The 23,325-nt window shown below is 66.8% G+C and carries 21 protein-coding genes and 6 pseudogenes; 14 read left to right on the top strand and 13 right to left on the bottom strand.

Features of this window, described 5'->3' with window-relative positions:
* Positions 1–78 precede the first annotated feature (78 nt).
* Positions 79–1,170 carry a hypothetical protein gene (locus tag Q0C41_RS19830; protein WP_291986642.1) on the bottom strand — a complete coding sequence of 364 codons (1,092 nt, stop codon included), beginning with the start codon at positions 1,168–1,170 and terminating at the stop codon, positions 79–81.
* A 178-nt stretch (positions 1,171–1,348) separates the two neighbouring features.
* Here Q0C41_RS19830 and Q0C41_RS19825 point away from each other — a divergent pair, with 178 nt between their 5' ends.
* Positions 1,349–2,533: a sensor histidine kinase gene (locus Q0C41_RS19825; RefSeq protein ID WP_291986640.1), complete on the top strand. Its 1,185-nt coding sequence runs from the start codon at positions 1,349–1,351 to the stop codon at positions 2,531–2,533.
* On the top strand, positions 2,530–3,183 hold the full coding sequence (locus Q0C41_RS19820) for a response regulator transcription factor (RefSeq protein ID WP_291986638.1): 654 nt from the start codon (positions 2,530–2,532) through the stop codon (positions 3,181–3,183). Before Q0C41_RS19825 ends, Q0C41_RS19820 begins: the two co-directional genes overlap by 4 nt.
* A 208-nt stretch (positions 3,184–3,391) precedes the next feature.
* Here Q0C41_RS19820 and Q0C41_RS19815 read toward each other — a convergent pair whose 3' ends face one another.
* The 5 genes from Q0C41_RS19815 to Q0C41_RS19795 all read right to left on the bottom strand — a co-directional run bounded on the left by Q0C41_RS19815 (position 3,392) and on the right by Q0C41_RS19795 (position 6,110).
* A complete protein-coding gene (locus tag Q0C41_RS19815) occupies positions 3,392–4,201 on the bottom strand; it encodes a bifunctional 2-polyprenyl-6-hydroxyphenol methylase/3-demethylubiquinol 3-O-methyltransferase UbiG (RefSeq protein WP_291986637.1) in 810 nt (269 codons plus the stop codon).
* Between the two features lie 125 nt (positions 4,202–4,326).
* Positions 4,327–5,343 (bottom strand): hypothetical protein, encoded by a 1,017-nt coding sequence (locus tag Q0C41_RS19810; protein ID WP_291986635.1) that lies wholly within the window; start codon positions 5,341–5,343, stop codon positions 4,327–4,329.
* A gap of 191 nt (positions 5,344–5,534) precedes the next feature.
* On the bottom strand, positions 5,535–5,807 hold the full coding sequence (locus tag Q0C41_RS19805; RefSeq protein ID WP_291986632.1) for a helix-turn-helix domain-containing protein: 273 nt from the start codon (positions 5,805–5,807) through the stop codon (positions 5,535–5,537).
* Positions 5,794–5,922 (bottom strand): hypothetical protein, encoded by a 129-nt coding sequence (locus tag Q0C41_RS19800; protein ID WP_291986630.1) that lies wholly within the window; start codon positions 5,920–5,922, stop codon positions 5,794–5,796. The genes Q0C41_RS19805 and Q0C41_RS19800 overlap by 14 nt, the downstream gene beginning before the upstream one ends.
* Positions 5,919–6,110, bottom strand: a complete 192-nt coding sequence (locus tag Q0C41_RS19795; protein ID WP_291986628.1) for a hypothetical protein — start codon at positions 6,108–6,110, stop codon at positions 5,919–5,921. Before Q0C41_RS19795 ends, Q0C41_RS19800 begins: the two co-directional genes overlap by 4 nt.
* Before the next feature lie 110 nt (positions 6,111–6,220).
* On the opposite strand from Q0C41_RS19795, the gene Q0C41_RS19790 reads away from it, so the two are divergent.
* The 5 genes from Q0C41_RS19790 to Q0C41_RS19775 all read left to right on the top strand — a co-directional run bounded on the left by Q0C41_RS19790 (position 6,221) and on the right by Q0C41_RS19775 (position 12,386).
* On the top strand, positions 6,221–6,550 hold the full coding sequence (locus Q0C41_RS19790) for a hypothetical protein (protein WP_291986626.1): 330 nt from the start codon (positions 6,221–6,223) through the stop codon (positions 6,548–6,550).
* A gap of 286 nt (positions 6,551–6,836) precedes the next feature.
* Complete coding sequence (locus tag Q0C41_RS19785) at positions 6,837–8,072, top strand: site-specific integrase (RefSeq protein WP_291986624.1); 1,236 nt, start codon at positions 6,837–6,839, stop codon at positions 8,070–8,072.
* Positions 8,073–9,704: 1,632 nt separating this feature from the next.
* Positions 9,705–9,944, top strand: coding sequence for an AlpA family phage regulatory protein (locus Q0C41_RS31480; protein ID WP_367079244.1), 240 nt, complete (start codon positions 9,705–9,707; stop codon positions 9,942–9,944).
* 191 nt (positions 9,945–10,135) lie between these two features.
* Positions 10,136–11,779 carry a ParB N-terminal domain-containing protein gene (locus Q0C41_RS19780; RefSeq protein WP_291986622.1) on the top strand — a complete coding sequence of 548 codons (1,644 nt, stop codon included), beginning with the start codon at positions 10,136–10,138 and terminating at the stop codon, positions 11,777–11,779.
* A 1-nt stretch (position 11,780) separates the two neighbouring features.
* The gene (locus tag Q0C41_RS19775) at positions 11,781–12,386 is read left to right on the top strand and encodes a terminase small subunit (protein WP_291986620.1); all 606 of its coding nucleotides are present in this window, start codon (positions 11,781–11,783) and stop codon (positions 12,384–12,386) included.
* A 261-nt stretch (positions 12,387–12,647) separates the two neighbouring features.
* On the opposite strand, the gene Q0C41_RS19770 is transcribed toward Q0C41_RS19775, so the two are convergent.
* The 3 genes and pseudogenes from Q0C41_RS19770 to Q0C41_RS19760 all read right to left on the bottom strand — a co-directional run bounded on the left by Q0C41_RS19770 (position 12,648) and on the right by Q0C41_RS19760 (position 14,012).
* Positions 12,648–12,932, bottom strand: coding sequence for a hypothetical protein (locus Q0C41_RS19770; RefSeq protein ID WP_291986618.1), 285 nt, complete (start codon positions 12,930–12,932; stop codon positions 12,648–12,650).
* A gap of 157 nt (positions 12,933–13,089) precedes the next feature.
* Positions 13,090–13,215, bottom strand: a pseudogene (locus Q0C41_RS31475) (glycerophosphodiester phosphodiesterase family protein); the annotation flags it as partial.
* A 620-nt stretch (positions 13,216–13,835) separates the two neighbouring features.
* The gene (locus Q0C41_RS19760) at positions 13,836–14,012 is read right to left on the bottom strand and encodes a hypothetical protein (RefSeq protein ID WP_291986613.1); all 177 of its coding nucleotides are present in this window, start codon (positions 14,010–14,012) and stop codon (positions 13,836–13,838) included.
* Between the two features lie 240 nt (positions 14,013–14,252).
* On the opposite strand from Q0C41_RS19760, the pseudogene Q0C41_RS19755 reads away from it, so the two are divergent.
* From Q0C41_RS19755 to Q0C41_RS19740, 4 genes and pseudogenes are all read left to right on the top strand, one after another.
* Positions 14,253–14,903, top strand: a pseudogene (locus Q0C41_RS19755) (ATP-binding protein).
* A gap of 309 nt (positions 14,904–15,212) precedes the next feature.
* Positions 15,213–15,407, top strand: a complete 195-nt coding sequence (locus Q0C41_RS31470) for a glycerophosphodiester phosphodiesterase family protein (RefSeq protein WP_367079243.1) — start codon at positions 15,213–15,215, stop codon at positions 15,405–15,407.
* Positions 15,408–15,838: 431 nt separating this feature from the next.
* Positions 15,839–16,510: pseudogene (locus Q0C41_RS19745) on the top strand (dihydroxy-acid dehydratase); the annotation flags it as partial.
* A gap of 79 nt (positions 16,511–16,589) precedes the next feature.
* Positions 16,590–17,441: a DUF6671 family protein gene (locus tag Q0C41_RS19740; RefSeq protein ID WP_291986607.1), complete on the top strand. Its 852-nt coding sequence runs from the start codon at positions 16,590–16,592 to the stop codon at positions 17,439–17,441.
* Between the two features lie 110 nt (positions 17,442–17,551).
* Here the strand turns inward: Q0C41_RS19740 and Q0C41_RS19735 are convergent, their stop codons facing one another.
* Positions 17,552–17,740, bottom strand: coding sequence for a hypothetical protein (locus tag Q0C41_RS19735; RefSeq protein WP_291986605.1), 189 nt, complete (start codon positions 17,738–17,740; stop codon positions 17,552–17,554).
* An 827-nt stretch (positions 17,741–18,567) separates the two neighbouring features.
* On the opposite strand from Q0C41_RS19735, the gene Q0C41_RS19730 reads away from it, so the two are divergent.
* Complete coding sequence (locus Q0C41_RS19730) at positions 18,568–19,206, top strand: hypothetical protein (protein WP_291986602.1); 639 nt, start codon at positions 18,568–18,570, stop codon at positions 19,204–19,206.
* A gap of 1,044 nt (positions 19,207–20,250) precedes the next feature.
* Positions 20,251–20,761, top strand: a pseudogene (locus Q0C41_RS19725) (hypothetical protein); the annotation flags it as partial.
* Here Q0C41_RS19725 and Q0C41_RS19720 read toward each other — a convergent pair.
* The 3 genes and pseudogenes from Q0C41_RS19720 to Q0C41_RS31465 all read right to left on the bottom strand — a co-directional run.
* Positions 20,681–21,503: pseudogene (locus Q0C41_RS19720) on the bottom strand (IS3 family transposase); the annotation flags it as partial. The pseudogenes Q0C41_RS19725 and Q0C41_RS19720 sit on opposite strands and share 81 nt — an antisense overlap.
* A gap of 817 nt (positions 21,504–22,320) precedes the next feature.
* Complete coding sequence (locus Q0C41_RS19715) at positions 22,321–22,533, bottom strand: hypothetical protein (protein WP_291986601.1); 213 nt, start codon at positions 22,531–22,533, stop codon at positions 22,321–22,323.
* 202 nt (positions 22,534–22,735) lie between these two features.
* A pseudogene (locus Q0C41_RS31465) lies at positions 22,736–23,026 on the bottom strand (transposase); the annotation flags it as partial.
* On the opposite strand from Q0C41_RS31465, the gene Q0C41_RS19710 reads away from it, so the two are divergent.
* Positions 22,913–23,325 (top strand): hypothetical protein (locus Q0C41_RS19710; protein WP_291986599.1); only part of this gene is annotated, 413 nt, incomplete at its 3' end. The pseudogene Q0C41_RS31465 and the gene Q0C41_RS19710 sit on opposite strands and share 114 nt — an antisense overlap.

Genomic DNA, 23,325 nt, shown 5'->3' with positions numbered 1-23,325 from the left:
CGCGCGCGGCGCCGGCGGCTGATCGAGCGTGCCCGCCGCTGGTCCGACGCGCCCGGTGCCGGCGCCTGCGGCGGCCGCTCAGAAGGGCGGCATCTCCAGTCGCCACATGCGATTCGGCCGGCGCCCGGTCGGGAACATCTGCTGGGCGAAGAGCACGTGCCGGCCGTCGGGACTCCAGGTCGTCGGCCAGCTGCCACAGCCGCCGCAACTCTCCGGCTGCTCGGAACGGTTGGAGGCAGTGAGACGCTGGCGCGCCGTGCCGTCGCGTCGCATGACGTTCAGCTCCGACCAGAACGTGCGCTCGGCACCCTCGCCCTCGACACCCTCGCCGGAGCCCCACACGATCGCCTCGCCGTCGGGCGAGTAGCGAGCATGCTCGTCATACGCGTCCGGCGTATTCGTGAGGTTGCGCAGGTCACCGGACTGCAGGTCGAGTTCGAACAGGTCCAGGCCGCCCGAGAATGCCAGGCCGCGATCCGACGAGAACAGCAGCATCCGGCCGTCGGGCGAGAAGCCGTGCGATTCGTACAGCTGCCCGTCGAGCAGAACGCGGTCGTCCTCGAGCCGCGGCGAGTTCTCCCAGTTGAACGTCGCCACGTGCAGCTCCCACTCGCCGAAGAACTTGTCGCGCTGGCGTGTGGAGGGCCTGGTCAGCTTCGACCAGACGACCTGCGTGCCGTCCGGCGAGAAGTAGGGGGAGAGCGCGCCGTAGAGCTGCCCCTGGCGCCACCCCGTGTACCGGGTCAGGTTGGTCCACGCGCCCGAGCGCAGGTCGACCACCCAGAGATTGGCAAAGGCCGCCACGCCCGGCACGGAGTTGCTGCTGCCACACGGGCGTTGCCGATTCTCGTCCGACTCCACCGACATCAGCAGATACCGCCCACTCGGATGGAAGTGTGCGAATCCGTGATGGCAGAGGGCGGACGGCGCGCCGGCGCCACGGCCCGTCCAGGTCTCGCGCTCGCTGCCGTCGGGGCGCATGGTGTGCACGTGCCAGACGGTGCGGCCCCCGATCTCGGCTTCGTGTTCTGCGGCGACGAGGTCGAGAGCGCCGTGCCAATCGCGCACGACCTCGCCGTTCTCCGACATGAGCTCGATGGACGGCGTCCGCGCGTCACTGGCCAGGACACACCAGAGCCCCGCGAGGGCCACCGTGACGACAACACGCATTCGAACGCCTCCTTCGTGCGCCAGCGCGTGCGTCTGCGATCGTTGCCTCCTCGCGCGCCGATGCCGGTACCACTTATCGTAGGCGCGGCGCCCGGTTCCCCGCATCCGTCGAAAGTCATGCCTCGACCGCATGACGTTTCGGCCACGCCCGTCGTGGAAGCTGCTCGTAGAATGGCTCGTGCGCGTTCCGGAGCCAGACACGCTCTTCCGCGTGATCGCGGTGCTCGCCAGCCTCAACGTGGCGTTTCCGCAGTTGGTGCGGGCCGCCCGCGTCGGCGGCACCCATGGTGCGACGTCCGCCGCGCTGCAGGTGGCTCTCGGCCTGCTGTTCATCGCCGCCTTCTGGGCCAGCACGGCCGGAGACCCGGATGAGCGTACCAGCCGGCGCACCCGGATCCTGTTCGGTGTGCAGGTGGTCGTCGCCATGGCGATGCTCCACTACTTCGTCATCGTCGCGGCGACGGCCGCGTGGCTGTTCGCGCCGCGAACCGCAGTGCGATGGCTGGCGTGGCAGCTGGGCCTCTTCCTGATGATGGCGGTGGTGCCGCTCATGGTCGATCTCGGCCCGGGCTGGATCGGACTCGGCGTGTTCGTGCCCGACAGTGCCACGACGCCGGCGAGCGTGGCTGTGCCGACGGTGGTCGTCTACATGGCCGGCTGGCAGCTCTTCGCCTTCGCCGTCGGTTACCTGGCCGCCGGTGAGCGGCGCGCCAATCTGGCGCTGCAGCGCAGCACGCGAGAACTCGTGGCCACGCAACAGATGCTCGCGGAGAGCCACCGTGTCGCCGAGCGGATTCAGATCTCGCGCGAGCTGCACGACACGCTGGGGCACAGCCTGACCGTGCTGAACGTGAACCTCGAGCTGGCGCGCCACCTGGTGGACGGGCGGGCGGCGGAGGCCATCACCAGGGCGCAGACGGTGGGCCGCGTGCTGCTTGCCGACGTCCGGGACGTCGTGCACACCCTGGGTGCAGACCGCTCGATCGACCTGCAGCGCGCCCTCGCGACGCTCGCGCGCGGGTCCACGGCTCCCACCGTACGGCTGTCCTGGCCCGAGTCCCTCGTGGTCACCAATCCGGCCGTGGCGCACACGCTGTTCCGCTGCGTGCAGGAGGCGCTCACCAACGCCATCCGTCATGGCCGGGCGCGGTCCGTCTGGGTCGACCTGTGGCACACACGCGACGAGCTCTCTCTCCGCGTCCGCGACGACGGCATCGGCGCCGCGGAGATTCGGGAAGGACACGGTCTGCTGGGGATGCGGGAGCGTCTCGAAGCGCTCGGGGGCCGGTGCCGGATCGAGAGCGCGCCCGGCGCCGGTGTGACACTGACCGTCTCCGTCCCATTGCCCGGCGAGGTCGCATGATCCGCGTCGTGCTCGCCGACGATCAGACGCTGATGCGCGAAGGCCTCCGCAAGCTGCTCGACCTCACGGACGACATCCGCGTCGTGGCGGAGGCGGCCGATGGGGTCAGCGCGGTCGAGGTCATCACGCGCGCGGCGCCCGATGTCGTGCTGCTCGACGTGCGGATGCCCGGGCAGTCGGGCCTGCAGGTGCTCGCCGCGCTTCAGCAGGCAAACGCGCTGCCGCCGACGATCTTTCTCACGACCTTCGATGACGACGAGGCGCTGCTCGAGGGCATCCGGCGCGGCGTGCGCGGGTTCCTTCTGAAGGACGTGTCGCTGCAGGACCTGACGGCCGCGATCCGTGATGTGGCCGCGGGCGGCACGGTGATGCGGCCGCTCATCACGGAGCGTGTGCTTCGTGCGGTGCGCCAGTTCACCCCGCCGTTCGAGGCCTCGGCCGACCCGGAGCGCCTCAGCCGCCGCGAGGTCGAGACGCTGCGGCTCGTGGCCGGCGGCCACAGCAACCGGGAGATTGCCGCCGCGTTCGGCACGACAGAGGGTACGGTCAAGAATCACGTATCGAGCATCCTGGCGAAGCTTGGGGTGCGGTCACGCACCCAGGCGGTGCTCAAGGGGATGGAGCTCGGGTACCTGGGGCGCAACACGTGATCGCCGGACCGTCCCGGACGTTGCGACTCTCGCCCTGCGACGGATTCGACGGGGCGGTTGGACTCGAGGTGCTGTTGCCGCACCCGAGGAGCGGGTGACGGGCCGCGTCCTTCGCGTGTGCGGAACGCCAGCCCGCACCGGTGGTGACCAGCGGCGATCGAAGAGGGCGCCCCGCGGTTCCCGGGGAGCACGCGCGCCCGTCGGGCTCTCAGCGCAGCGGTTTCCGCGCGACCAGACGCACGAGTTGAATGCGCTCGGGTCCCCAATCGTACGAACCCTCGAGCTGTTCGTGCCGCACGATCTCGAATCCGTCGAAGATCGTCAGCAACTCGCCAGGCGCATACCCGAATGCGGCCTTGGCGTCGGGGGTGATCCCGGCCTCGACCACGACCACGCCGCCAGGTCGCAGGGCGCGACGGACGTGATGGATGCTCCGCTTCTCGATCGTGTAGATGAGCGCGATGAGGTCCCACTGCGCGGTCCCGAAGTCGAATTCCTCGTCTGCTGCGACGACGGCCTTCAGGCGGAGCTTCTCGGTTCGCGCTGCTGCTTCGGCGTGACGGACGCCGACGGACGAGACGTCGAAGCCGGTCACGTCCCATCCAGCCCGTGCGAGATGGAGCGCGTTACGTCCCATGCCGATGCCGACGTCGAGGGCGCGGCCAGCCCTGAGGCTGCGCGCCGCCTCGACGAGCAGCTGGTTCGGCTGTGTATTGAACTCCGGCGTCTTCGCATAGACGGCATCGTAGAGTTCGGCCTCGTCGTAGGCAGTGATGAGGCGGAGGGCTCGGTCAGCCGCAGCGGGCGTGCGGCCGTCGCGCACGAGCTTCGCGCGGTATTGATCGAGGGCGGCGGCCCATTCAGCGCCGGGCGCGGCCGTCGTCTGCCACGCCTTGAACGCCGCCAGCAGGGCCGGGCCTTCCGTGGTCTGCGCCACGGCGAGCGGGAGTTGGCTGCACAGGAGCGCCGCGACGATCAGCGCGCGCATGCGTCGTGTCCGGCGGCGACGAGCGTCCATGCCTGTCAGCGTAGTGGCAGGCGCCCGGCCGAGCAAGGCGTCCGGTGGCGCCCACCCCTGCGCGGTCTTCCGCGGCACGAATGGACGCCACCGGCAGATGGCGAGGAACGCCGGTCCCGGCGCCGTCAGCGCAGCTTTACGACGGCGAAATGGCTGTCGCCAGCACTGGAGTTCCCGGTCGTGATGCCGGCGCCCAGGTTGTGAATCATCGAGATGTTCACGACGTCGCCTGCGTTGAGATTCCTGATGCACACCACTTGGAGCTGCTGGAATGTGTCCGACGCTTCGTCCGCCGTTTGCTGCACGACGTTGCCGTTCAGTTCCACGGAGATGAAGCGGTATTCCCCGGCGCCGGGACCTGCAACGTTGCTGGTCGCCGACGTGGCGGAAATCACATACAGGCCCGAGGACGGAACCGTGTAGGTACCCGCGGCAGGCGTGTATGTGCCGCCGCCGGTATTGGTCGTAACAGTGTTCCAGTTGGTGAGATCGACACGAACGCCGTCGGGCAGCGACTGCGCCGAGGTCTTGCCCTCGACACGAAACTGGACGTTGGCGTCCGTTGCGGTGCAGGTGACGGTGCCGTTGGCATTGATCCCGGACACGGCCTGCCCGGCAGGACAGGTCCCCGTGACCCGGGCCTGGACCTGCGTCTGGTTGATCTGCGCGGCGCCGACCGCACCCGCCGCCAGTTCGACCGACGTGACCGAGGCGGCCGCAAGGCCGCTCAACGGCGTGGGACGAGCCGGCAGTGCCGGCACGTTGCCGAAGAATGCGAACGTGCCGGTGTTACCCGCGCTGTCGTTCCAGGTGCCGCTGCCATTGGCCGGACTCACCACCGCCGAGACGTGCACCGGCTTGCCGCTCGGCGCGGTCACGATGGTGAAGTTGATGGTCACGTTCCCGCCGCCGTTGAACGTGGCCACGCCGACGGCACCCGCGCGATTGGTCGCACCGCACTGATCGTCGGACCCATCCAGTGTGAACCCTCCAGAGGGTGTGGCGGTCAGCGTCAGCGTGACGATGTTGCAGTAGGGCTGCATCTGCCAGGGGAACGTGCCGAAGACCTGCGCGGACGCGCGCTGTGGCACGAAGGTGACCGCGACTAACAGGCCGAGAGCGACAAGGGACGTTCGAATCATCTAATCTCTCCTCTAGATGTCGTAATGGCGTCGGTCCTGCTACGCCGGCCGGGAGCCTATCACGACCGCACTCAGCAGTGGGACAGCGCTGATGTCGAGTTCGCGCGCGAACCGGATTCCGCCGTGCCCGTGCCCTGTTCCACGGGCCTTGTCCCGCCGCCTCCAAAACGGCGAGGTGTTGGAGGCGGCAGCTACGCTACGTCAAGGAGCGCGCGGGGATTCTTGGCGGCTATCAACAACAGCGTCCGTGCCGCGCCGGAGGGCGCACGGCGGCCCTGCTCCCACCCCTGCAGCGTCCGCACCGAGACGCCCAGCAGTTCAGCGAAGCGCGGCTGCGAAAGCCCCGTGCCCTCGCGGATGGACGCGACCGATGGCACCGGGGTGACGCGGCCATGCTCGCCGCGCTTGAGCTGCCGGAGCCCGTCCAGAATCTCCCGCCCGATGTTTCGCTTAGGCGCCGCCATCGATCTCCTCCTTGATCTTCTGCAACACGGGTCCCGGGATGCTCTCGACTTCGTTCCTGGCGTAGAGCGTGAGCGTCCAGATCTCTCCCTGCCGTGACCGCAGGTAGTAGATCACCCGAATTCCGCCACGTTTACCGCGGCCAGCAAGGCCTCAGCGAAGCGTCGGACGCCGCCCGACCCGCGAATCACGTCGCCAGCGTCCGGATTGTCGGCCAGCGCCTGCTGCAGCGCTGCGGATTCGTCGTCCGAGAGATACTGCCCGACCAGCGACGTGAAGAGCGTGGTCTCGATGAACGTCAGCACGGCTGGCGTCGAGCAGACGTCAGAGACGGATAGACCGTCAATCGCAGCGGTGGCCGGTGCCATCCGCCGCGCCCAGTAATGCTGGCGCGACTACCTCGGGGAGAAGTGACATGGCACGACGCAGCAGAGACTGGAACGAAGGGCTGGCGCAGGACCTGCGCGACCAGGAGTTCGCCCGCGAGTTCCTGCTGGCCGCCATGGATGAGGGCGTGCCGATTCAGGTGGCGCTCGGCAAGGTGATCCGCGCGATGGGCGTGAAGGAGTTCGCGGCGAAGGTGAAGATGGCCGGGCCGAACGTGCTGCGCGCGATCAATTCCCGGCACAACCCGACGCAGGACACGATGAATCGGTTGCTGAAGCCGTTCAGTCTCAAGCTCAGCCTCGCGCGCATCGAGGAGACCAGTCGGCGACCACGAGGCCGTCCGGCCGTGGAGACATAGTGGAGGCGGCGGGAAAACCGACCAGATCGGGGGAGAGACGTTCGTCGTGGTCAGCGGGAGTTGTGCCCGCTAAGTCGCGCCACCGGCGCGACTTGCGCGCCTGACTACGGCGCCGACACCACGACTGAACGTAGTGAAGGAGTGGTGGAGGCGGCGTCCGCCTAAGTCGAATCCGGCGATGTCCGTCGTCGTTCGCAGAACCCGGTAAATTCAGCGAATTGTTGAGAACGTTGACCGTCGGTGTCCGTTGACGGTCGGCCACATCCGCCTTAGGATGTGGGACGACATGATGGACGGACAGACCTCGTCGCCTCGTAAGAAGCCGCGCGGCCGACATCCGGAGAAGCGCCTCACGGCGGTGCGTGTGCGGGCGCTGAAGGCGCCAGGACGCTACGCCGATGGCAACGGGCTCTACCTGTTCGTCGACGCCTCTGGGGCCAAGCGGTGGGTTCTGCGGACGGTCGTGCTCGGGAAGCGCCGCGACATGGGGCTCGGGTCCGCGCAGCTCGTCTCCCTCCTCGATGCCCGAGACGAGGCGGCTCGATTCCGTCGGCTGGCCCGCAGCGGCGGCGACCCCCTCGCCGACCGCCGCAAGTCGCGCGTGATCGTGCCGACGCTCAGGGCCGCTGCCAAGGCGGTCCACGAATCCCATGCCGGCACCTTCCGGAATCCGAAGCACCGCGCCGACTGGATCAGCTCGCTCGAAATGCACGTCTTCCCGAGTCTCGCCACCGAGCGCGTCGACACGATCACTTCGGCCGACGTGTTGATGGTGCTCGGTGAGATCTGGCTGGCGAAGCCCGAGACGGCTCGTCGGGTTCGGCAGCGGCTCCGCACGATCTTCGACTGGGCCAAGGCGTCGGGCTTTCGGGCCGGCGATAACCCTGTTGATGGGGTGGGCAAGGTCCTACCGCGCCACAAGGGCGACAAGGCCCACCACGCGGCGATGGCCTACGCCGAGGTCCCCGCGTTCATCGAGGCCCTTCAGAAGGCGGCGGCGGGCGAGCCGACCAAGCTGGCGTTCGAGTTCCTGGTCCTCACGGCGGCGAGGACGAGCGAGGTGATCGGGGCTCGATGGGACGAAGTCGACCTCGATTCAGCGACGTGGACGGTGCCCGCGTCGCGAATCAAGGCTGGCCGTGAGCATCGGGTTCCGCTCTCGCCTCGCTGCGTCGAGATTCTGACGAGAGCCAAGGAAATCTCGGACGGTGGCCCCTACCTGTTCTCCGGGCGCTACGCCGAGACGCCGCTCTCGAACACGGTGTTTCTGATGCTGCTGCGGCGACTCAAGAAGGGCGACGTCACAGGGCACGGCTTCCGCAGCGCCTTCCGCGACTGGGCGGCGGAGCGGACCAACTTCCCGAGAATGGTGTGCGAGGCTGCCCTCGCCCACGTCGTGAAGGACAAGACCGAGGCCGCGTATTTCCGCAGCGACCTGTTCGACCAGCGCCGTGCGCTGATGGATTCCTGGGCAGCGTTCGCCACGACGAAGAAGGCGAACGTGCTGCCGATGCGCGCGTAGCACGTGATGGAGGCAGCATGCTGGTGAGGGCAGCTGGTGAACCAACCTGCAAACAAGCGCCGCTGTTCAGCGAGCGGCGGTCGGCGCTGGACAAATTGCCGAGATCGTCGCAGGCGCCTTACGCGAGCTGTGACCATGCCTGACAACGAGCCAATGCCGGATGCTACGCCAGCATCCAGACACTTCGACATCTTCGCGCCAACGAAAGAGGAGGCTGAGCGCATCAGCCGGGCGCCATTCCTCGGCACAGACGAAGCTGGGTGGGCGGAGTTCGCCCGCCTCGTTCACTTTCAGCTTGTGCAGGCATACATCGATGGAGACGTGAGTCTCGAACGGGGACTGCGGTGCATGATGTCGTGCTCCGTTGGCTGTGCTCCTGCGATCCGCGCAGCGTTGATGGCGTTGACGACCCGGAAGATGCTTCTGCACCCCCCCCCTGACACCGCATGATGCGCGTCGCAAGAACGCTAGGTGGGTGAAGGTGTCGGCTGCGAATCTCGTGGAGATGCTACGGGCCAACCGACCCCGGGAGGCGTATGCACCTCACGAGCACAACGGATGGACAACACCGATCCTTGAAGAAGCAGGCGCGTGGCTGGTTGTGCTAGGCATAACCGACAGAGTGGACGCGCGCACCATCTTCCGCTGGCACGGTGAAGCCGAGAAGGCGGGCGACTTGAACACTCCTGTTCAGTTGATCGACGGGTCGGATGCGTAGACCGGCCCGCAAGTTTTAGCCGATGCTCGCTAGGCCGGCGACGTCATGGTGACGCGCCCGTGCCGTCGGCCCGTTTCTCCGTGAATCGGGGCCGAATGTCTTGCGACGTGTGGAGCCTTCACGCGTCGCGCGAGCGAGTCGAGTGAGGCAGTTCGTCTGCAATCCGACGCTCGTTGTCAGCGCCCACCGGTAGGCGCGATACAAAATGTCCCGGCACTGCGGGACCGCACGAGTTGAGTGCGGGGACCGATGCGAGCGAAACACGCGGCTACGACACGTCGAGGGTGCCCGACGTGCCTGATGCCGGCTCTGCCGGAGCGCGTTTCACGCTCCCAGCCTCCCGGCTGTCCAAGGCGTGGGCCGGACAAAACAGCGGGTTCAAGATCGCTAGAGGGGACCGTCTGGCCGGCCACGCCGGTTGGACCGACGGCCAGCGCGCAATTGGGGGCTCAGGCGCCTCGTGGATTGCAGTTGGTGCTCGAACGGACTGCGGCTGTCCGCCCCGACTCTGAGGCCTTGGCCTCACCTGCCCGGCCCCATGGGGCTGCTGATTACCGCGATCGCGTATCAGCATGAGGCGCCTGACGAATCGACGTAGCCATACCGATGCGGACCAACGGTCCGCTACGCGAGGCTCACTCGCTTCTGCGTCGATCTCGGAGGGGCATCCTTGATGACGCCAAGTTCATCGCTTTCGGTTTGGGAATGGCCCGCACCAGCGGGTTTACCGGCGATGGACCGCGCGAGCCGCTTGGCTTCGCGTTTCTCTCCAGCCTTGGAATGTATAGGCAGGAGAGGAAAATGCCGCTGGTGTGTCTCGACTGCTGCGCACTCTAGAGCGCGATCGAGTGCGTATCGCTCCAGGGCTGGTGTGGTGAGAATCGGTTCCGTCTTTAATCGAACGGAGCTGGACGATGGCGAACGCGATTCTTCGACTTCCGGAAGTGATTCGACGAACTGGCCTTCGGCGGACCTCGATCTACTCCAGGATCGCTGCCGGCGGCTTCCCGCGCGGCTTCACGCTCGGCGGTGGAACGGCGCGAGGCTGGCTAGAGGTCGAGGTCGAGGATTGGATCTCGGCGCAGGCCGCATCGCGGGAGCCTCAGCCGCATACGGTGGCACTTCGGCGCAACAGCTCGGGGGTACGAGGCTAGCTTGTGGGTGGTCGTCATGCCGTGTCGATCGTCGAGAACTCGTCAAGATGCTCAGGTGATGGTCGGCGTTCTCACCTGCGGGCTCCCGGCCAAGGTCGAGAGACAGCCCAGGGACCTGTCTGCCGCCGCAAGCCGGCCAGACGAGCCACACTGCAAGGGCCTGAAGGGTTCAAGGGCTGCCGGGGGCAACGATGAGTAGCCAAGGCTCCGCCGGGCCTGCCGAGTCGCTGCTGACGCATCGCGAGCTGGTCAGACTGCCGGTGGCTGACCTGCTGCCGAACGCTTACAACCCGAACCAGATGACCGAGGCCGAGTTCAGCGAACTCGTGGCCGAAGTGGAGCATCTGGGCCGCTGTCCGAAGCCCATCGTCGTCCGTCGTGAGGGCGCCCAGTGGTTGATCGTCGACGGCGAGCATGGCTGGAGGGCCGCGAAGGCGATCGGGCTTCCTGAGGTTGCCTGCGAGGTGGTGGACGTCGACAAGTTCGAGGCCATGCGTCAGACCTACAAGCGGAACCAGCACGGGCGGCATGACCCCGTGCGACTCGGGAAGATGTTCCGACTGATGCTGGCAGAGCGTGCCTGCTCACAGCGGGGGCTGGCTACGGCGATGGGGGTGAGTGACGCGACCGTTCGCAACGCGATGCTCTACGCCGACGCGGCCGACCTGCGTGACGGTTACGCGGTGGCGCCCCCTGCGGACAAGGTCGATGTATCCAGCTTGACCGTTCGGCAGGTCCGGGCCTACGTCGGCCTGCCGCCGCCCGTGCGAGATGCGTGGCTCGACTCTGGCGCTGACCTCAGGGCGCTGGACCGTGCCGTAATCGTCAAACACGAAGGCGCGACCCAGGGCGACACGTCAGAGACGGACTTCGGTCAGGACGAGACTGGGCGGTCGGGCTGGGCGCTGTTGATTGACGCCGGACTGGCCGAACGCGTGCAGGCGTCCTCATTCGTCGAGTCCGCTCATGAGGCGTTCCGCCTGCTACTGTTCCGCCAGGAATTCCACGCCGCCGTTGAGGATCTCGATCTGTATCTACGGCCAATCGTTGAGCTATGCCTGCCCGCATCGCTGGTGAACCGACTTCCGGCGACGCCTGCGGAGGCCGGAGTTCGAGTGGTCGTCACGCCGATGACATGGTCATCGATCTTGCGCGAGTGTGCGGGACGGTCTCGCGTGCCGGCAGAGATTGACGACCTCGTCAGGGCGTCCGTCAACATCGCGGTGAGGCAGGCCGGCGGCACACCGGCTGAGACGACCGACCCGCGAACCCTGGACGCGCTGGCTGCGATCGATCAGGCGCCGCCGTTCGTCCGCCAGATGGGCCTGGCGTTGAACGACCAGCGCGAGCTTGCGCAGCTCGTGTCGGCGTGGACTGGCCCCCAGGAGGAACTACCACAGATCGCGGAACGGGCCTGTCGAGTGCTCGCTGGAATGCGACGCTTGGCAGCGATCCAGGGTGCCGGTGCGGTGCGTCGGCAGCGCGAGCGCGCCGAGCCGGCCACTCCGGTGGGCGCCTTCACCTATGCGATCGGGATGGTGCGGGAGGAGCGACGGCGCGACGAGCACCGGCGCGCGCTGGAGCAACAGAACGACCTCGCCGAAGCAGTAGCGAACTACGTCGCCGGGCTCAGCACCTTCGGTGGGCCGGTCGCGGGGGTAGCCATGTCGGACGCGCTCCGAGGGCGTCTCATGCATGTCCCTTTGCCGGAGCTTCAGCTACTCGGGGGCCTATTGCTCGGCGTGAACGATGCCGAACTGGTCTGGCGGAAGTCCCTGATCGATGGTCGCCCTGGTTCCGATCCCCAACAGAACGACCAGCCGCGCGAGGCCTGAGATGGGACGAACCACCGCCGCCCGACCGCGCGTGCTCGTGCCCGGCCCCCGGCAAATCGGGCATGCAGCCGTCGACGCCAGAAAGCCTCATGTCGCGGTTACTCAGCCCCAGCCGAGCGCCGACTGGCAACATAGTTTTATCCTTGAGTATGTCGCCAACGGCGGAAACGCCACGGCGGCGTATGCGGCGGTCCGCCCGACCTGCCGTCGCTCGACGTGCGCCACTGAAGGCTACAAGCTCCTGAGAAAACCTGAGATTGCGAAGGCGATCAAGAAGGCCCGGGAGGAGCACTGGCACCGGTTGAAGATGGAGGGCACCGAGGCGCTGGCGCTCATCTCCATACGAGCGCGCGCCGACGTGGGGTTGATGTTCGACAGCCGGGGCAACCGCCTGCCGATCTGCGATTGGCCGGTAGCCCTTCGCCTCTGTGTCAAGAGCATCAAGGCTGGACCGCACGGCGACACGATCACGTTCTACGACGGCCTTCGGGCCGCGGAATTGATGGCGCGTGCGGCCGGCAAACTCGGGTCCGAGGCCGCGCCGGGATTCGACCACCTGGGCTATCTGGCTGCGCTGCAACGGAGGCACGAGGCCTCCCAGCAATGAGGCGGCCGGAACGCGGGGAATGTGCGGCAGATGCTGCGAGGCGGTCTGCCAGATTGAGCAAACCTACTCCCACGCCCAGCGGTGGTGGTGCGATTGTGACTGCTACTGGTGGCCGTAGGGTACTCGACCCCATGAAATGGAGCATTGCTATGTGGCAAAGATCTTTGTTTGCGTCGTTCGCGGTTGTAGCGGCGTCGATTTCTCCCAGCGCTGGCCAAGAGAGCGTCGATGTTTCTGGCGTCCGGGCCCAGCAGCCCATGGCTAAAGCCGTACCTGAAGCTCCACGGGCAGGAGTTGCAGTCGCCACGCGTAACTCAAGGGCGTCGCGGCGGTGCGCGCGGTGGCGTACCATCGGCCGACTACGGTGGCGAGCGCGGCCCGCAGCACGATGAGCGCGGCGATCGCCTGGGCGGCGCGGCTCTGCAGCCCCCGCGGGGTGCCGACGCCAAGAGCGCGCCGCATGAGCAGCCACAGATTGAAGGCGGCGGCGTGTACGAGGAGCCGCTTCGTGATGTTGGTGTGGCCGTGCAGGTGCGTGCGCTGCATCCCGCCCGTCTCGTAGAGATGGGCGTTCGGTTGTTCGAAACGCAGACTGCGTTGGCGTTGGAGGGCGCCAGGGGTGGGTCTGGCCGCCCTCGGGGCTGAAGTGCGCACCGGCATCGAGCTGCGCCAGTTCGGCGACCGTGTGGTCGCCGACGCGGCCCCGGCCGTCGGTGGTGCGCGCCAGAGTGGCATCGTGGATCACCACCAGCACGCCGTCGCGCGCCAGTTGCACGTCGAACTCGACCGCAGCGGCGCCGAGCGCCACCGCCTCGCGCAGCGACTCCATCGTGTTCTCCGGTGCAAACGCGCGGTTGCCGGAATGGCCGATCACCGGCCGCGCAAGGGGGTCGAGCAGGATCATCGAGGCACCCCGCGGCGCCGCGCGGGCTGCGGCGGGCGGATTTCAGGGAAGCGGCAACCTCAGATCGTCGTGGTGGCGAAGAAGTTCACGCGCTCCGAGACGTGTCCCCACCCGTGGGACTATGTGCCTGTCCGCAGCTGGCCGCTCTTGCGCACGAGGTCGATCATGCTGGAACTGATCGCGCCATTCACTCAGGGCGAGAGGAAACACTAGCAGGGTCCTGCGGGTGACAGAGCATCCAGTATCAGACCATGGCCCCCACGCCCTGGACGAATTTTCGAGCTTGCCCAGCTTACCGACAGTGTGGCACTCGCGCATTGGCGGGTTCTCGGGGCCACGTCGGACCTGCGGACGACCGACCTGGGGCCACGTGACACCCACGTGGCACCTCCGGCGCGACCGCGCCGGGGGACGCGCGGACGAGGACGATACGGGCGGCGGAAGGGCGACGGGTGGCTAGTGCACCGCCGTTGAGATGCGATCAAGCGTTCGCTTATGGGACTTGATTATCTCGCGTGCCGCCGCCTGCTCGCCCTCCTCGAGGATCACGGCGCGCCCGCCCTCGCCGCCGCGGTCGAGGAGGCCCTCACGCACGAGGCCCCCAGCGCCGGGCCATCGCGCTCCTGCTCGATCAGTAGCGCCGCCGCCGTGGCCTCCGGCCCGCCGTCCCGATCCTCCTGCCGGCCCATCCCCGCGTCCAGGACCTCACCGTCCACCCGCACGCCTTGGAGGCCTACGATGCCCTCAGCCCCGACCGCCCCCGCGACCCTGGGTAGTCAGCTGCGCCGCCTAGGCCTCACGCGCAGTGCCGACGACCTGAATGACCTGCTCGCCCGCGCCGCGAAACTCCGCTGGCCCCCGGTCGCCCTCCTGGAGGCACCGGGCCACCACCGAGCTCGAGGACCGCGCACCGCAGCCTCGAGCGCCGCTTCAAACGCGCGCGGCTCGGCCGCTTCAAGCCCATGGCCGACTTCGAGTGGAGCTGGCCCAAAACCCTCGACCGCTCGCTCGTCGAGCAGGTGCTCACGCTCGACTTCCTCGGCCGCGCCGAGAATCTCGTGCTCGTCGGCGCCCAAGGCCTGGGCAAGACGATGATCGCGAAGAACTCCGTGCATTAGGCGATTCTGCACGGCCACTCGGCGCTGTTCACGACGGCCGCCGACCTCCTGCTCGATCTCAACAGCCAGGAGACGGATCGTGCGCTCGACCGGTGGCTCAAGCACTACTTGCGTCCGCAGCTTCTCTGCATCGACGAGATCGGCTACCTCGCCTACGATGCGCACACCGCCGACCCGCGCGTTCAAATCGTGACGCGCCGCTACGAGCAGAAGTCGATCGTGCTCACGACCAATCTCGCGTTTCGGGACTGGCACACGATCCTCCCAATGCGTCGTGCGCCGTCGGCCTCATCGACCGGCTCACGCACGACGCCGCCATCGTCAAGGTCACCGGCGACAGCTATCGGCTGCGCGAGGCCGAACAGGCGCAGAAGACACGACGGGCGTCATGTTTCCACCCTCGCGCGGGGCGACCGCCCAGCGACGTCGGTCCAGATTGAAGCGCTTCTCCGTGAGCGCCAACAGCCACGACGCCAGTCCCGCGGTGCGCACTGACATGCGGCACCACCTCCCGGCGGGCCGCGGTGTCGGCGTGCCGCGCTTCGATGAGGTGGTCGAGTGTTTGCCGCGCTCGCTGCCGTTGATCGTCGAGTTGAAGACGCCGGCAGTGACCGAAGCGATTCGCGAGGCGATCCGCCGCTACGACCTGGCGCGGCGCATCATCGTCGCCGGCTTTGACCCGCAGGCGATCAAACCGCTGCGCAGCGCCGGCTTCGCGCTCGGCGCGGCGACGCCGGACGTACTGGTCTTGCTGCCTGCAGCGCTGCTGCGCCGGCGCACCACGCCGCGCCATGTGCAGTCGCTGTGCATTCCGCAGCGCTGGCACGGGCTGCCGGTGCCGATCAGGCACTGGCACGCACGCTGCGCGGCAGCGGCGCGACGATCCATGTCTGGACCGTCAACGATGCGGCCCAAGCGCACGCGCTGTGGCGCGCCGGCGTGCAGGGCATCATCGGCGACGACCCGGCCGCGATGCTGGCGGCGCGCGAGGCCGCCTGATACGCGGGCGTCAGCCGCGCTTGTGCGCCAGCCTCAGCCTGTCGCCCAGCGGCAGCAGCGTAGGGCGGTGCGCTCGTCGTGGTGCAGCTTTTGGTTCAACGCCTTCAGCGCCAGCGTGTCGACATCACCCTTCGCATCGCGCCTGACGGCGCCGCTTCACAGCGTGTTGTCGATCGCGATCAGGCCGCCCGGGCGGACGAGACAACTGAACTGTCAGCGTGGTCAAGTGAATTTCCTGTTGCGGCGGCATCAGCGCAAAGCTACCCTTCTGTGCCGGCGAACCATCCGAAGGAAGACCAGTGGCTGATCCTGAACGAGCCGCACACAGTGCGGCGCCTGACGCCCGTCGCGATGCGGGCAAGACTGGGCTGCCGAGCCGCCACACCACGGTCGGACCGGAACGGGCACCGCACAGCTCGTTTCTCTATGCCATGGGCCTGTCGGCGCGCGAGATCGCGCAGCCTTTCGTCGGTGTGGTGACGACCTGGAACGAGGCCGCGCCCTGCAATATCGCCCTGTCGCGGCAGGCGCAGGCGGCCAAGCGCGGTGTCGCCGCTGCCGGTGGCACGCCACGTGAGTTCACCACCATCACGGTCACCGACGGCATTGCGATCGGACATGCCGGAATGAAGGCGTCGCTGGTCAGCCGTGAGGTGATCGCAGATTCGGTCGAGCTCAGCGTGCGCGGGCATTGTTACGACGCGCCGATCGGGATTGCCGGTTGCGACAAGACACTGCCCGGGTTGATGATGGCGATGCTGCGCCTCAACGTGCCGTCGGTGTTTCTCTATGGCGGCTCGATACTGCCCGGAACGTTTCGCGGCAAGGACTTGACGGTGCTCGACGTCTTCGAGGCCGTGGGCGCGCACGCTGCGGGCACCTTGAGTGACGCGGATCTGGCCGAACTCGAAACCGTGGCTTGTCCGTCCGCCGGCTCCTGTGGCGGCCAGTACACCGCCAACAGCATGGCCTATGTCTCCGAAGCGATCGGCTTGGCGCTGCCGGGTTCGGCCGGAGCCCAGGCGCCCCGTGAATCCCGCGACCGCTATGCTACCGCCGCCGGGAATGCGGTCATGGCCCTGCTCGAGCGGCGTCTGCGGCCGCCGAGGCGCATGTCTATGCCGACATCTGAGCGCCCCCAGGCCGGCGGGGGCCGGCCGTCCCCCGCGAGGATCAAGGGCCATGTCGACTTACTGTAGGCGGCAGGCAAGTCTGGCGACGAAACATGGCAAGGAACGCGCCGTTGCCCGGCCCTTGCGCCTGGCGTTGGGTCTCGAGATCGTGGCAACCACTGATCTCGACACGGATTTGCTCGGCACGTTTTCCGGCGAGATTGCCCGTGTCGGCACCGCCCTGGAAGTCTGCGAACGCAAGGCCAGACTCGGCATGGCCGCCGCCGGCCTTCCGTTCGGGCTGGCCAGCGAAGGTAGCTTTGGTCCCCATCCCTTCATCCCGTTCATGCCGGCGGGCATCGAGATCATGACCTTCGTCGATGACGAACGCAGTTTGGTCGTCACCGAAAGCTTTTTGGCCGAGCGGACGAATTACGGTCATCGCGAGGTGCGACTCATCGACGAACTTGCGGACTGGCTGCCCACCGTCTGTTTTCCATCCCACGCGTTGATCGTCCGGACGACATCCGACGGGCCCGGCGCACCTGTAGAGAAGGGCATCGTGTCAATCGACCGGTTGCGCGCTGCCATCGCCCGGGCCGCTCGGGCCTCGAACAAAGGCATGGCCTGGGTCGAGCCCGACATGCGCGCCCATCTGAATCCCACCCGCATGGCCGCTATTCGCCGGCTCGCCTTCAGGCTGGCCCGCCGCCTGGCGACACCGTGTCCGGCGTGTGCTGCACCTGGCTGGGGCCAGACAGGAACGCTCGAGGGCCTGCCATGCGAGCTGTGTGGCGCGCCGACCGACAGGGTCCGGCTTGAATTGTTCGGCTGCGCGGCTTGCAGCCACTGCGAAGAGCGGCCACGCCGTGATGGTCTGACACAAACCGCAGCTCGGCACTGCCCCTGCTGCAACCCTTGAACTCGTCGACGACAGGCGCACGGGGGTCGATTCAAAGGGGTCGACCCGGTGGAGAGCGTCTGCAGAAGCATTGCTCCCCGTCGTCGAGCGTGAGCCCGCCAACTGGCGCGTCACACGTCCTGGTGGTACTCGCTCTCCAGCATGTAAAGCAGGCGGTCGAGCAGTTCTGTCCAGACCGGGTGGTGGATGATCGTGCGCTTGTCGCGCGGGCGGGCGATCGGCACCCCGCAGTCGCTGCCGGTCCGTTGGTGAAGACCACGATCGACCAGCGCGTGCTTTTCGGCTGTCGACTTGTTCACGTAAACGGCGTGCACCGCCTAGGACACGTTGCCGTGCACCGAGAGCCAGGGCAGCAGCGAGTAGTTCTGGAACACCATCACGGCAACCGTCGGCGGCGGCCCGAAGATGCCGGTGAACTCGAAGGTCGACCTACGAACGGACGTGCAGTGGACAAGAGTCGTTCGGACGTCAGGAACAGACCGCGCTGTTTCGCCTGAGGCAAGGCGTTTCTTTCGACCCGGCAAACGCTGACCGGTGCGGTGTCACGGAGGGGTGATTCATCCGCGCGCCCGACCTCGTGCGTCAGCTGCTCGAGGCGCACAACGCGTCGCGAGTGAAAGATGTACATCCTGTGTACCGGAAAGACGGAACCGGTGGACGCCGGTGTAGGGTCGGGAGTGTGGGTCCTTTTGACGGTAAGCCGATTATCGTCACGCCGATGACATCCAGCTCTGCAGTGTCTACCACGGAGGTCGGTATGAATTGGCTTCAACACGGCTATTGGAGATCAGTGACGCCAGTGCTTCGCCTTGTGACCATCACGGCTATGTTCGTTTGTGCAGCCCTAATCGAGAACGAGCGGCCCGTCGAAGCGCGTCAGACGTGCCAGCAGGCGTGTTCACTAGAGGAGTGCCCACCCGCCGCCTGCGCCACGTGCGGAACCTGGACGGAGACCACCGAGTACAACAACTACCCCCCATGCTTCAACTGCGCCGAGGGGTGGTGCCACCTCTCAGGTAAAGAGCCTGGGAATCCGTGTGCCGACTGCGCCATATCGCCGTCACGCGTTTGCATCGGATGTTCCACCTAAGGTCAGCCGCGCGTTCTGAGCTTCAGGGAGGCAGCCATGCTCAAACTCACACGATTCCTAGCACTAATCTCGAGTGCTGCACTCATTGCAGCGGCGGTCTTGGCCGCTGGCGGCGGGTTGGCTTCAGCTACGGGGCAACCCCTGGTCCCGCAGCCATCGGAGTGGGTTGCCTTCACGGCTGACTACGCGCACGTGAACGCAGCCTACCAGGACTCGCGCGTAGGGAGATTTTACCGTGGAGACGACGGTTCGACGCGAAGCGAATCGGGACCATCCAAGTCTGAAGTCACGGCGATAATGATCAAGAACTTCTACTTGGCGAAGTTCTACCGGTGGACCCCTCAAACCGGCTGGACGGAGCAACCCATGGACGTGCCGCAAACGCCGTGGCAGGCGAAATTCACCGTGGGAATGACGAAGGGAGATCCGATTGAGGGATTCGACATCATCAGGCAAGTGTCGGGCAATCGCACCATCCACCGCGCGCCAGACCTAAACCTGTTCGTGTTAATCAATCAGGAGCCGTGCCAGTGGAGCCGTACCGTGCAGTGCGGCTCTCGCTACACGAACATAAAGCTGGGCAGCCAGCCACAGTCACTGTTTTCGCCTCCCGCCGGTGTTCCTATAGAGATGCAGACGAAGCCCGGAGGAATCGTCTATAAACCTCCGGTCTGATCGCATGGCACGAGGTCTGAACCGTTTGGGCTTGTCCGCCCACTGGGGCCGGCACGCGACCTTCAGCTTTGCCTGCTTGACGAACCTGAGCGTGATTCAGTACGGTCGGGTCGAAGACGCAAAGTTTCAGAATGTACGCCTTCCCTCCGTTAGCACGGGTGAACCATGCGAACGCTCTTCGTTCTCGGCTTGACTGTCACCGCCATCGGCTCCAGTGAGCAGCCGTCGCTGCTCGACAATCGCGTCGTCACGACCCGCGTGAGCGACCAGAGCAGCTTGGATCCATGTCACTTGATCACCGTGGTTGAGCAGCTAGTGCGGCCTTTGCAGTTTGGCGTCGGGTTCGAAAACACAACGAACTGTCCACCTGGCTGGGCGCCTGCACCTCGCGTTCCGATGGTGGAGTTCCCAGGGTCCATACGCAGCTCCCTCGACGGCGTTGCCCGCGCAAGGCCAGAGTACGCTTGGCGGGACCTGAATGGAGTAGTGGTCTTCAGGCCTGCAGCTTCTTGGGCGGCACGTGGCGGATGGCTTGACCGTCACGTCGCCGCGTTCTCCGTACACTCAGTGTCGCTCCATGACGCGCTGGGGGCCCTGGTCAAGTCGATGTCCGTGTCAGCGTCGGAGCGACAACACGTGGGCGAGAGCGGTGCATTGGTATCGTGGGAGTTCACTGGTGGCACTCTGCTAGAGGCACTCAACGCCCTGGTCAAGCCGTACGGAGCCGTTTGGAATCTTGGGTACTGGCGTTCGAGCGGTGAGGCTTTGCTCGTCGTGAGAGGCTTTCCACAGAACGACGTCGGAGAGATGATCACACTTCGGCCCTGATCAGAGACCTTGCCGCGAGCGCCCCCCGATCGTCGGCCGCGCCCCCGCCCGGGCGTTGGCACCTTGGGCTTCAAGCGGGGCCGGTATGATGACGAAGTCGTAGGCATTGCTCGTGAAGCGATAGATTGCACTTTGCGCGCACCGGATCGGCGAAGGTGGCGAGCCATTCGTCGGGACCGCGATTCGACGTCACGATGATCGATCCGGTGCGATAGCACACTCAACATCGTCGACGACTTCACTCGTGAGTGCGTGGCGACCGAAGTCGATCGATCGCTGCCGGGGCTGCGGGTCACGCGTGTGCTCGACCGTCTAGTCTAGCCGCCACGGTCGGTCTGCCAGCCGTCATCGTCGTCTTCGCGCGACGCTCGTCGGCTGGCGCGTGTCGGCCTCGATGCGCACCGACTTCGTCCTGGACGCGCTTGAGCAGGCGATCTACGCGCGTGGCGACGACGCGCTCACCAGCCTCGTGCATCACAGCGACCAGGGCGTGCAGCTCTCGATGCGCTACACCGATCGTCTCGCCGACGCTGGCATTGCGCCGTCCTTCGGGAGCTGCGACGATGCCGACGACAATGCCCTCGCCGAGTCGCTGATCGGGCTCTTCAAGACGGCGGTGATTCAGCGGAAGTGGAGATCCCAGGATTCAGTGGACACCCGGTTTCCGCGACTTGTGAGCGGTTTCGAACTGCTCTGGGCTGATGCCACCGAGGTGGCTATGCCGGCGTGAGCGATTGTAGAACGTCTCGATGTAGTCAGCGATGGTGGCCGTGGCCACGTCGCGCGACTTGTAGATCTGTTTCTTGATCAGCTCCTTCTTCAGACTGCCGAAGAAGGCCTCCGCCACGGCGTTGTCCCAGCAGTTACCTTTGCGACTCATGCTCGGCTCGAGGCGATGCGACCGACAGAAGCGGCGCCAGGCATCCGATCCGAACTGGGTGCCTTGATCGGAATGAATCAGCGTGCCCCTGGGCCGTCGCGCACGCACGGCCATCAGCACCGCGTCGAGCACGAGCTCGCGGTGGATGGTGGGACGGGCCGCCCAGCCGACGACCTTGCGCGAGAAGAGATCCATCACGACGGCCAGGTACAACCACCCCTGCCACGTCCGCACATACGTGATGTCCGTGACCCAGGCCCGATTCGGCCGGCTCACCGTGAAGCGGCGCTGCAGCAGGTTGGGAATCAGGATCGCCGGCTTCCCGACCGACCACCGACGCGTGCGATAGCCGTGAAGCGCTTGCAACCGATTCTCACGTATCAGCCGCGCGACGCGATGTTTGCTGCACGTCTCGCCCGTCTCGCGCAGATCCAGAAACACCCGAGGCGCCCCGTAGATGCCCTGGCTCGCGACGAACGACGCGCGAATCAGTCGGAGCAAGCGCGCATCCTCGTGCGGCGCGGTTCGACAACGGCTGCTTCAGCCAGGCGTAGTAGCCGCTCGGCGCGACGTCAAGCACGCGGCAGAGCGCCTGGACCGGGAATGTCCGGCTCTGGGCCTTGATGAAGTCATACGTAGTGCGGACGCGACCGACGGGCATGGACTTGGACATCGGCGCGGGCCCTCCCGTGGCCCGAACTGCCTACTGTCCATGAAATCCTGGGATCTCCAGGGCATCAGGTTGGGCAGTCGCTCGCACCGTTCCAACGCAGTTGCTGTCAGTGGGAGTGTGAATCAGGATACTCGCGGTCCGACGGTCGCCACCTTTGCGGCTGCGGCTCGAATCAGCCGTCGCACGACCACTGAACCGGACTCCCGGAAGTAGCTTTCAAGCATCTTCAGCGCGCCGACGTCAGATCCATCGAGCCACACGTGCAGTTGATGGTTTCTCGGGCCGCTTCTCCCCTCGCCACTGGTCACGGTGCCGTTGTGCTTAGCGCCAATACCGCTGCGGTCGTCCATACTGCCCCCCGGGTCATAGTACGCCCTGCATGTCACCAGCACGCGCGCCTACTCGTCATACATAGCACAAGCCGCTCTGCCATCCCACTATTCGGCGGGATGTCGACAATGGAAGAGTTGGACCACGTGCAGTCAACGAACGGACGAACTGGAGGCGACCGGCTACCGTGGGCATCTGACACTCAGAACATTTCTGGTCTTTGTCTAGCGGGTGTGGCTACGCCAGCGACGCTTGGAGCGCCGGGGCGACGATCGGCTGACGGGCGAGTAAGAGCGGCGTGAGCACCGCGACCGGGCAAGACCCCGCTGATCAGTCGTGCGCCGCACGGAGGCGAGCACCTGCTGCGTCTGCGCCCCGCGGGCCGTGCGGTTGCCGCCACAGACTATGCGGGTGACGACCGCGGGGCGAATCGCGTGTTCGACCCGCAGTTGGTGGCGTCGATGGCCGGGTCGCCCAGGAACGTGAGGAGTGCGGCGGCTTTCGTGGTCAGGTGCGCGGCAAGGCGTTGCACGTCCCGCACCGTCGAGCGGGTGGTCGTCAGCACGTCGAGGACGTGCTGCAACAGGCGCCCACGCTCGACCGCGAGCCCGTGCATGGAATTGGTGCCGGCCGTGACGCGATCGCGGAGCGTGAGCGCGCGTCATGGCCGATGTATCTGCCGCCGCAGTCGGCTGCGCGGATAGTTCGAGGCGGAGCTGGCGACAGCGGCGCAGGAAGAGCGCCAGACCCGTCTGGATGCGTCGCGCGCGTAAGCGGCGATACGGGGCCCAGCCGTCGCGGACGACGACGCGGTTGCCCTGCTCGGCGCCGACTTCGCCGACGTCCTGGTCAAGCCGCGCCCCGCGGCGATTCGAAACACCGTCGTGGTGGGCGTGGTCCGCGGTCCACAACCACTGCAGCACGCGACCGACCTTCGATCCGGTCTCGCCGGGACTCACCACCGGGCTGCCGCGCACCGCGGCGCACAGGTGCTGATGGGTCGGCGTCGCGCGATCCGCGACGCGGGCATACGCCTGGACCAGGCCGCCGCGGGTGACCGTCAGCCCGAACTGTGTCCGCAGGATGCGCGCGACTTTGCCGAGCGGCAGCCCCAGCCCGGTGTGCCACGCGACCACGAGCGCCGTGGGTCGCGGGCCGAGGTGCGTCGCGGCGGCGCCGAGCGCTTCGGACGCCTGCAGCGGATGCCGGCGTTGCACGCGTTGACCGCACCCGCGGCAGACGCCGATGTGGGCGTCGAATGCGCGGACGATCGGGCGGGTGACGGGCACGTCCTCTTGATACTGCGTGGCCACGTGCGTGGGGGTGACCCGGCCGCCACCGCCGGGGCACGTCGCGGGCAGCGCCGCCGTATGGCGCTCGTCGATGTGGCGCGGCCGGGGGCGGTGGC

Source organism: Luteitalea sp., from assembly GCF_022842525.1.
Classification (GTDB): domain Bacteria; phylum Acidobacteriota; class Vicinamibacteria; order Vicinamibacterales; family Vicinamibacteraceae; genus Luteitalea.
The sequence above is the reverse complement of the archived record's forward strand: the minus strand, read 5'-3'. Positions and strand labels throughout refer to the sequence as shown.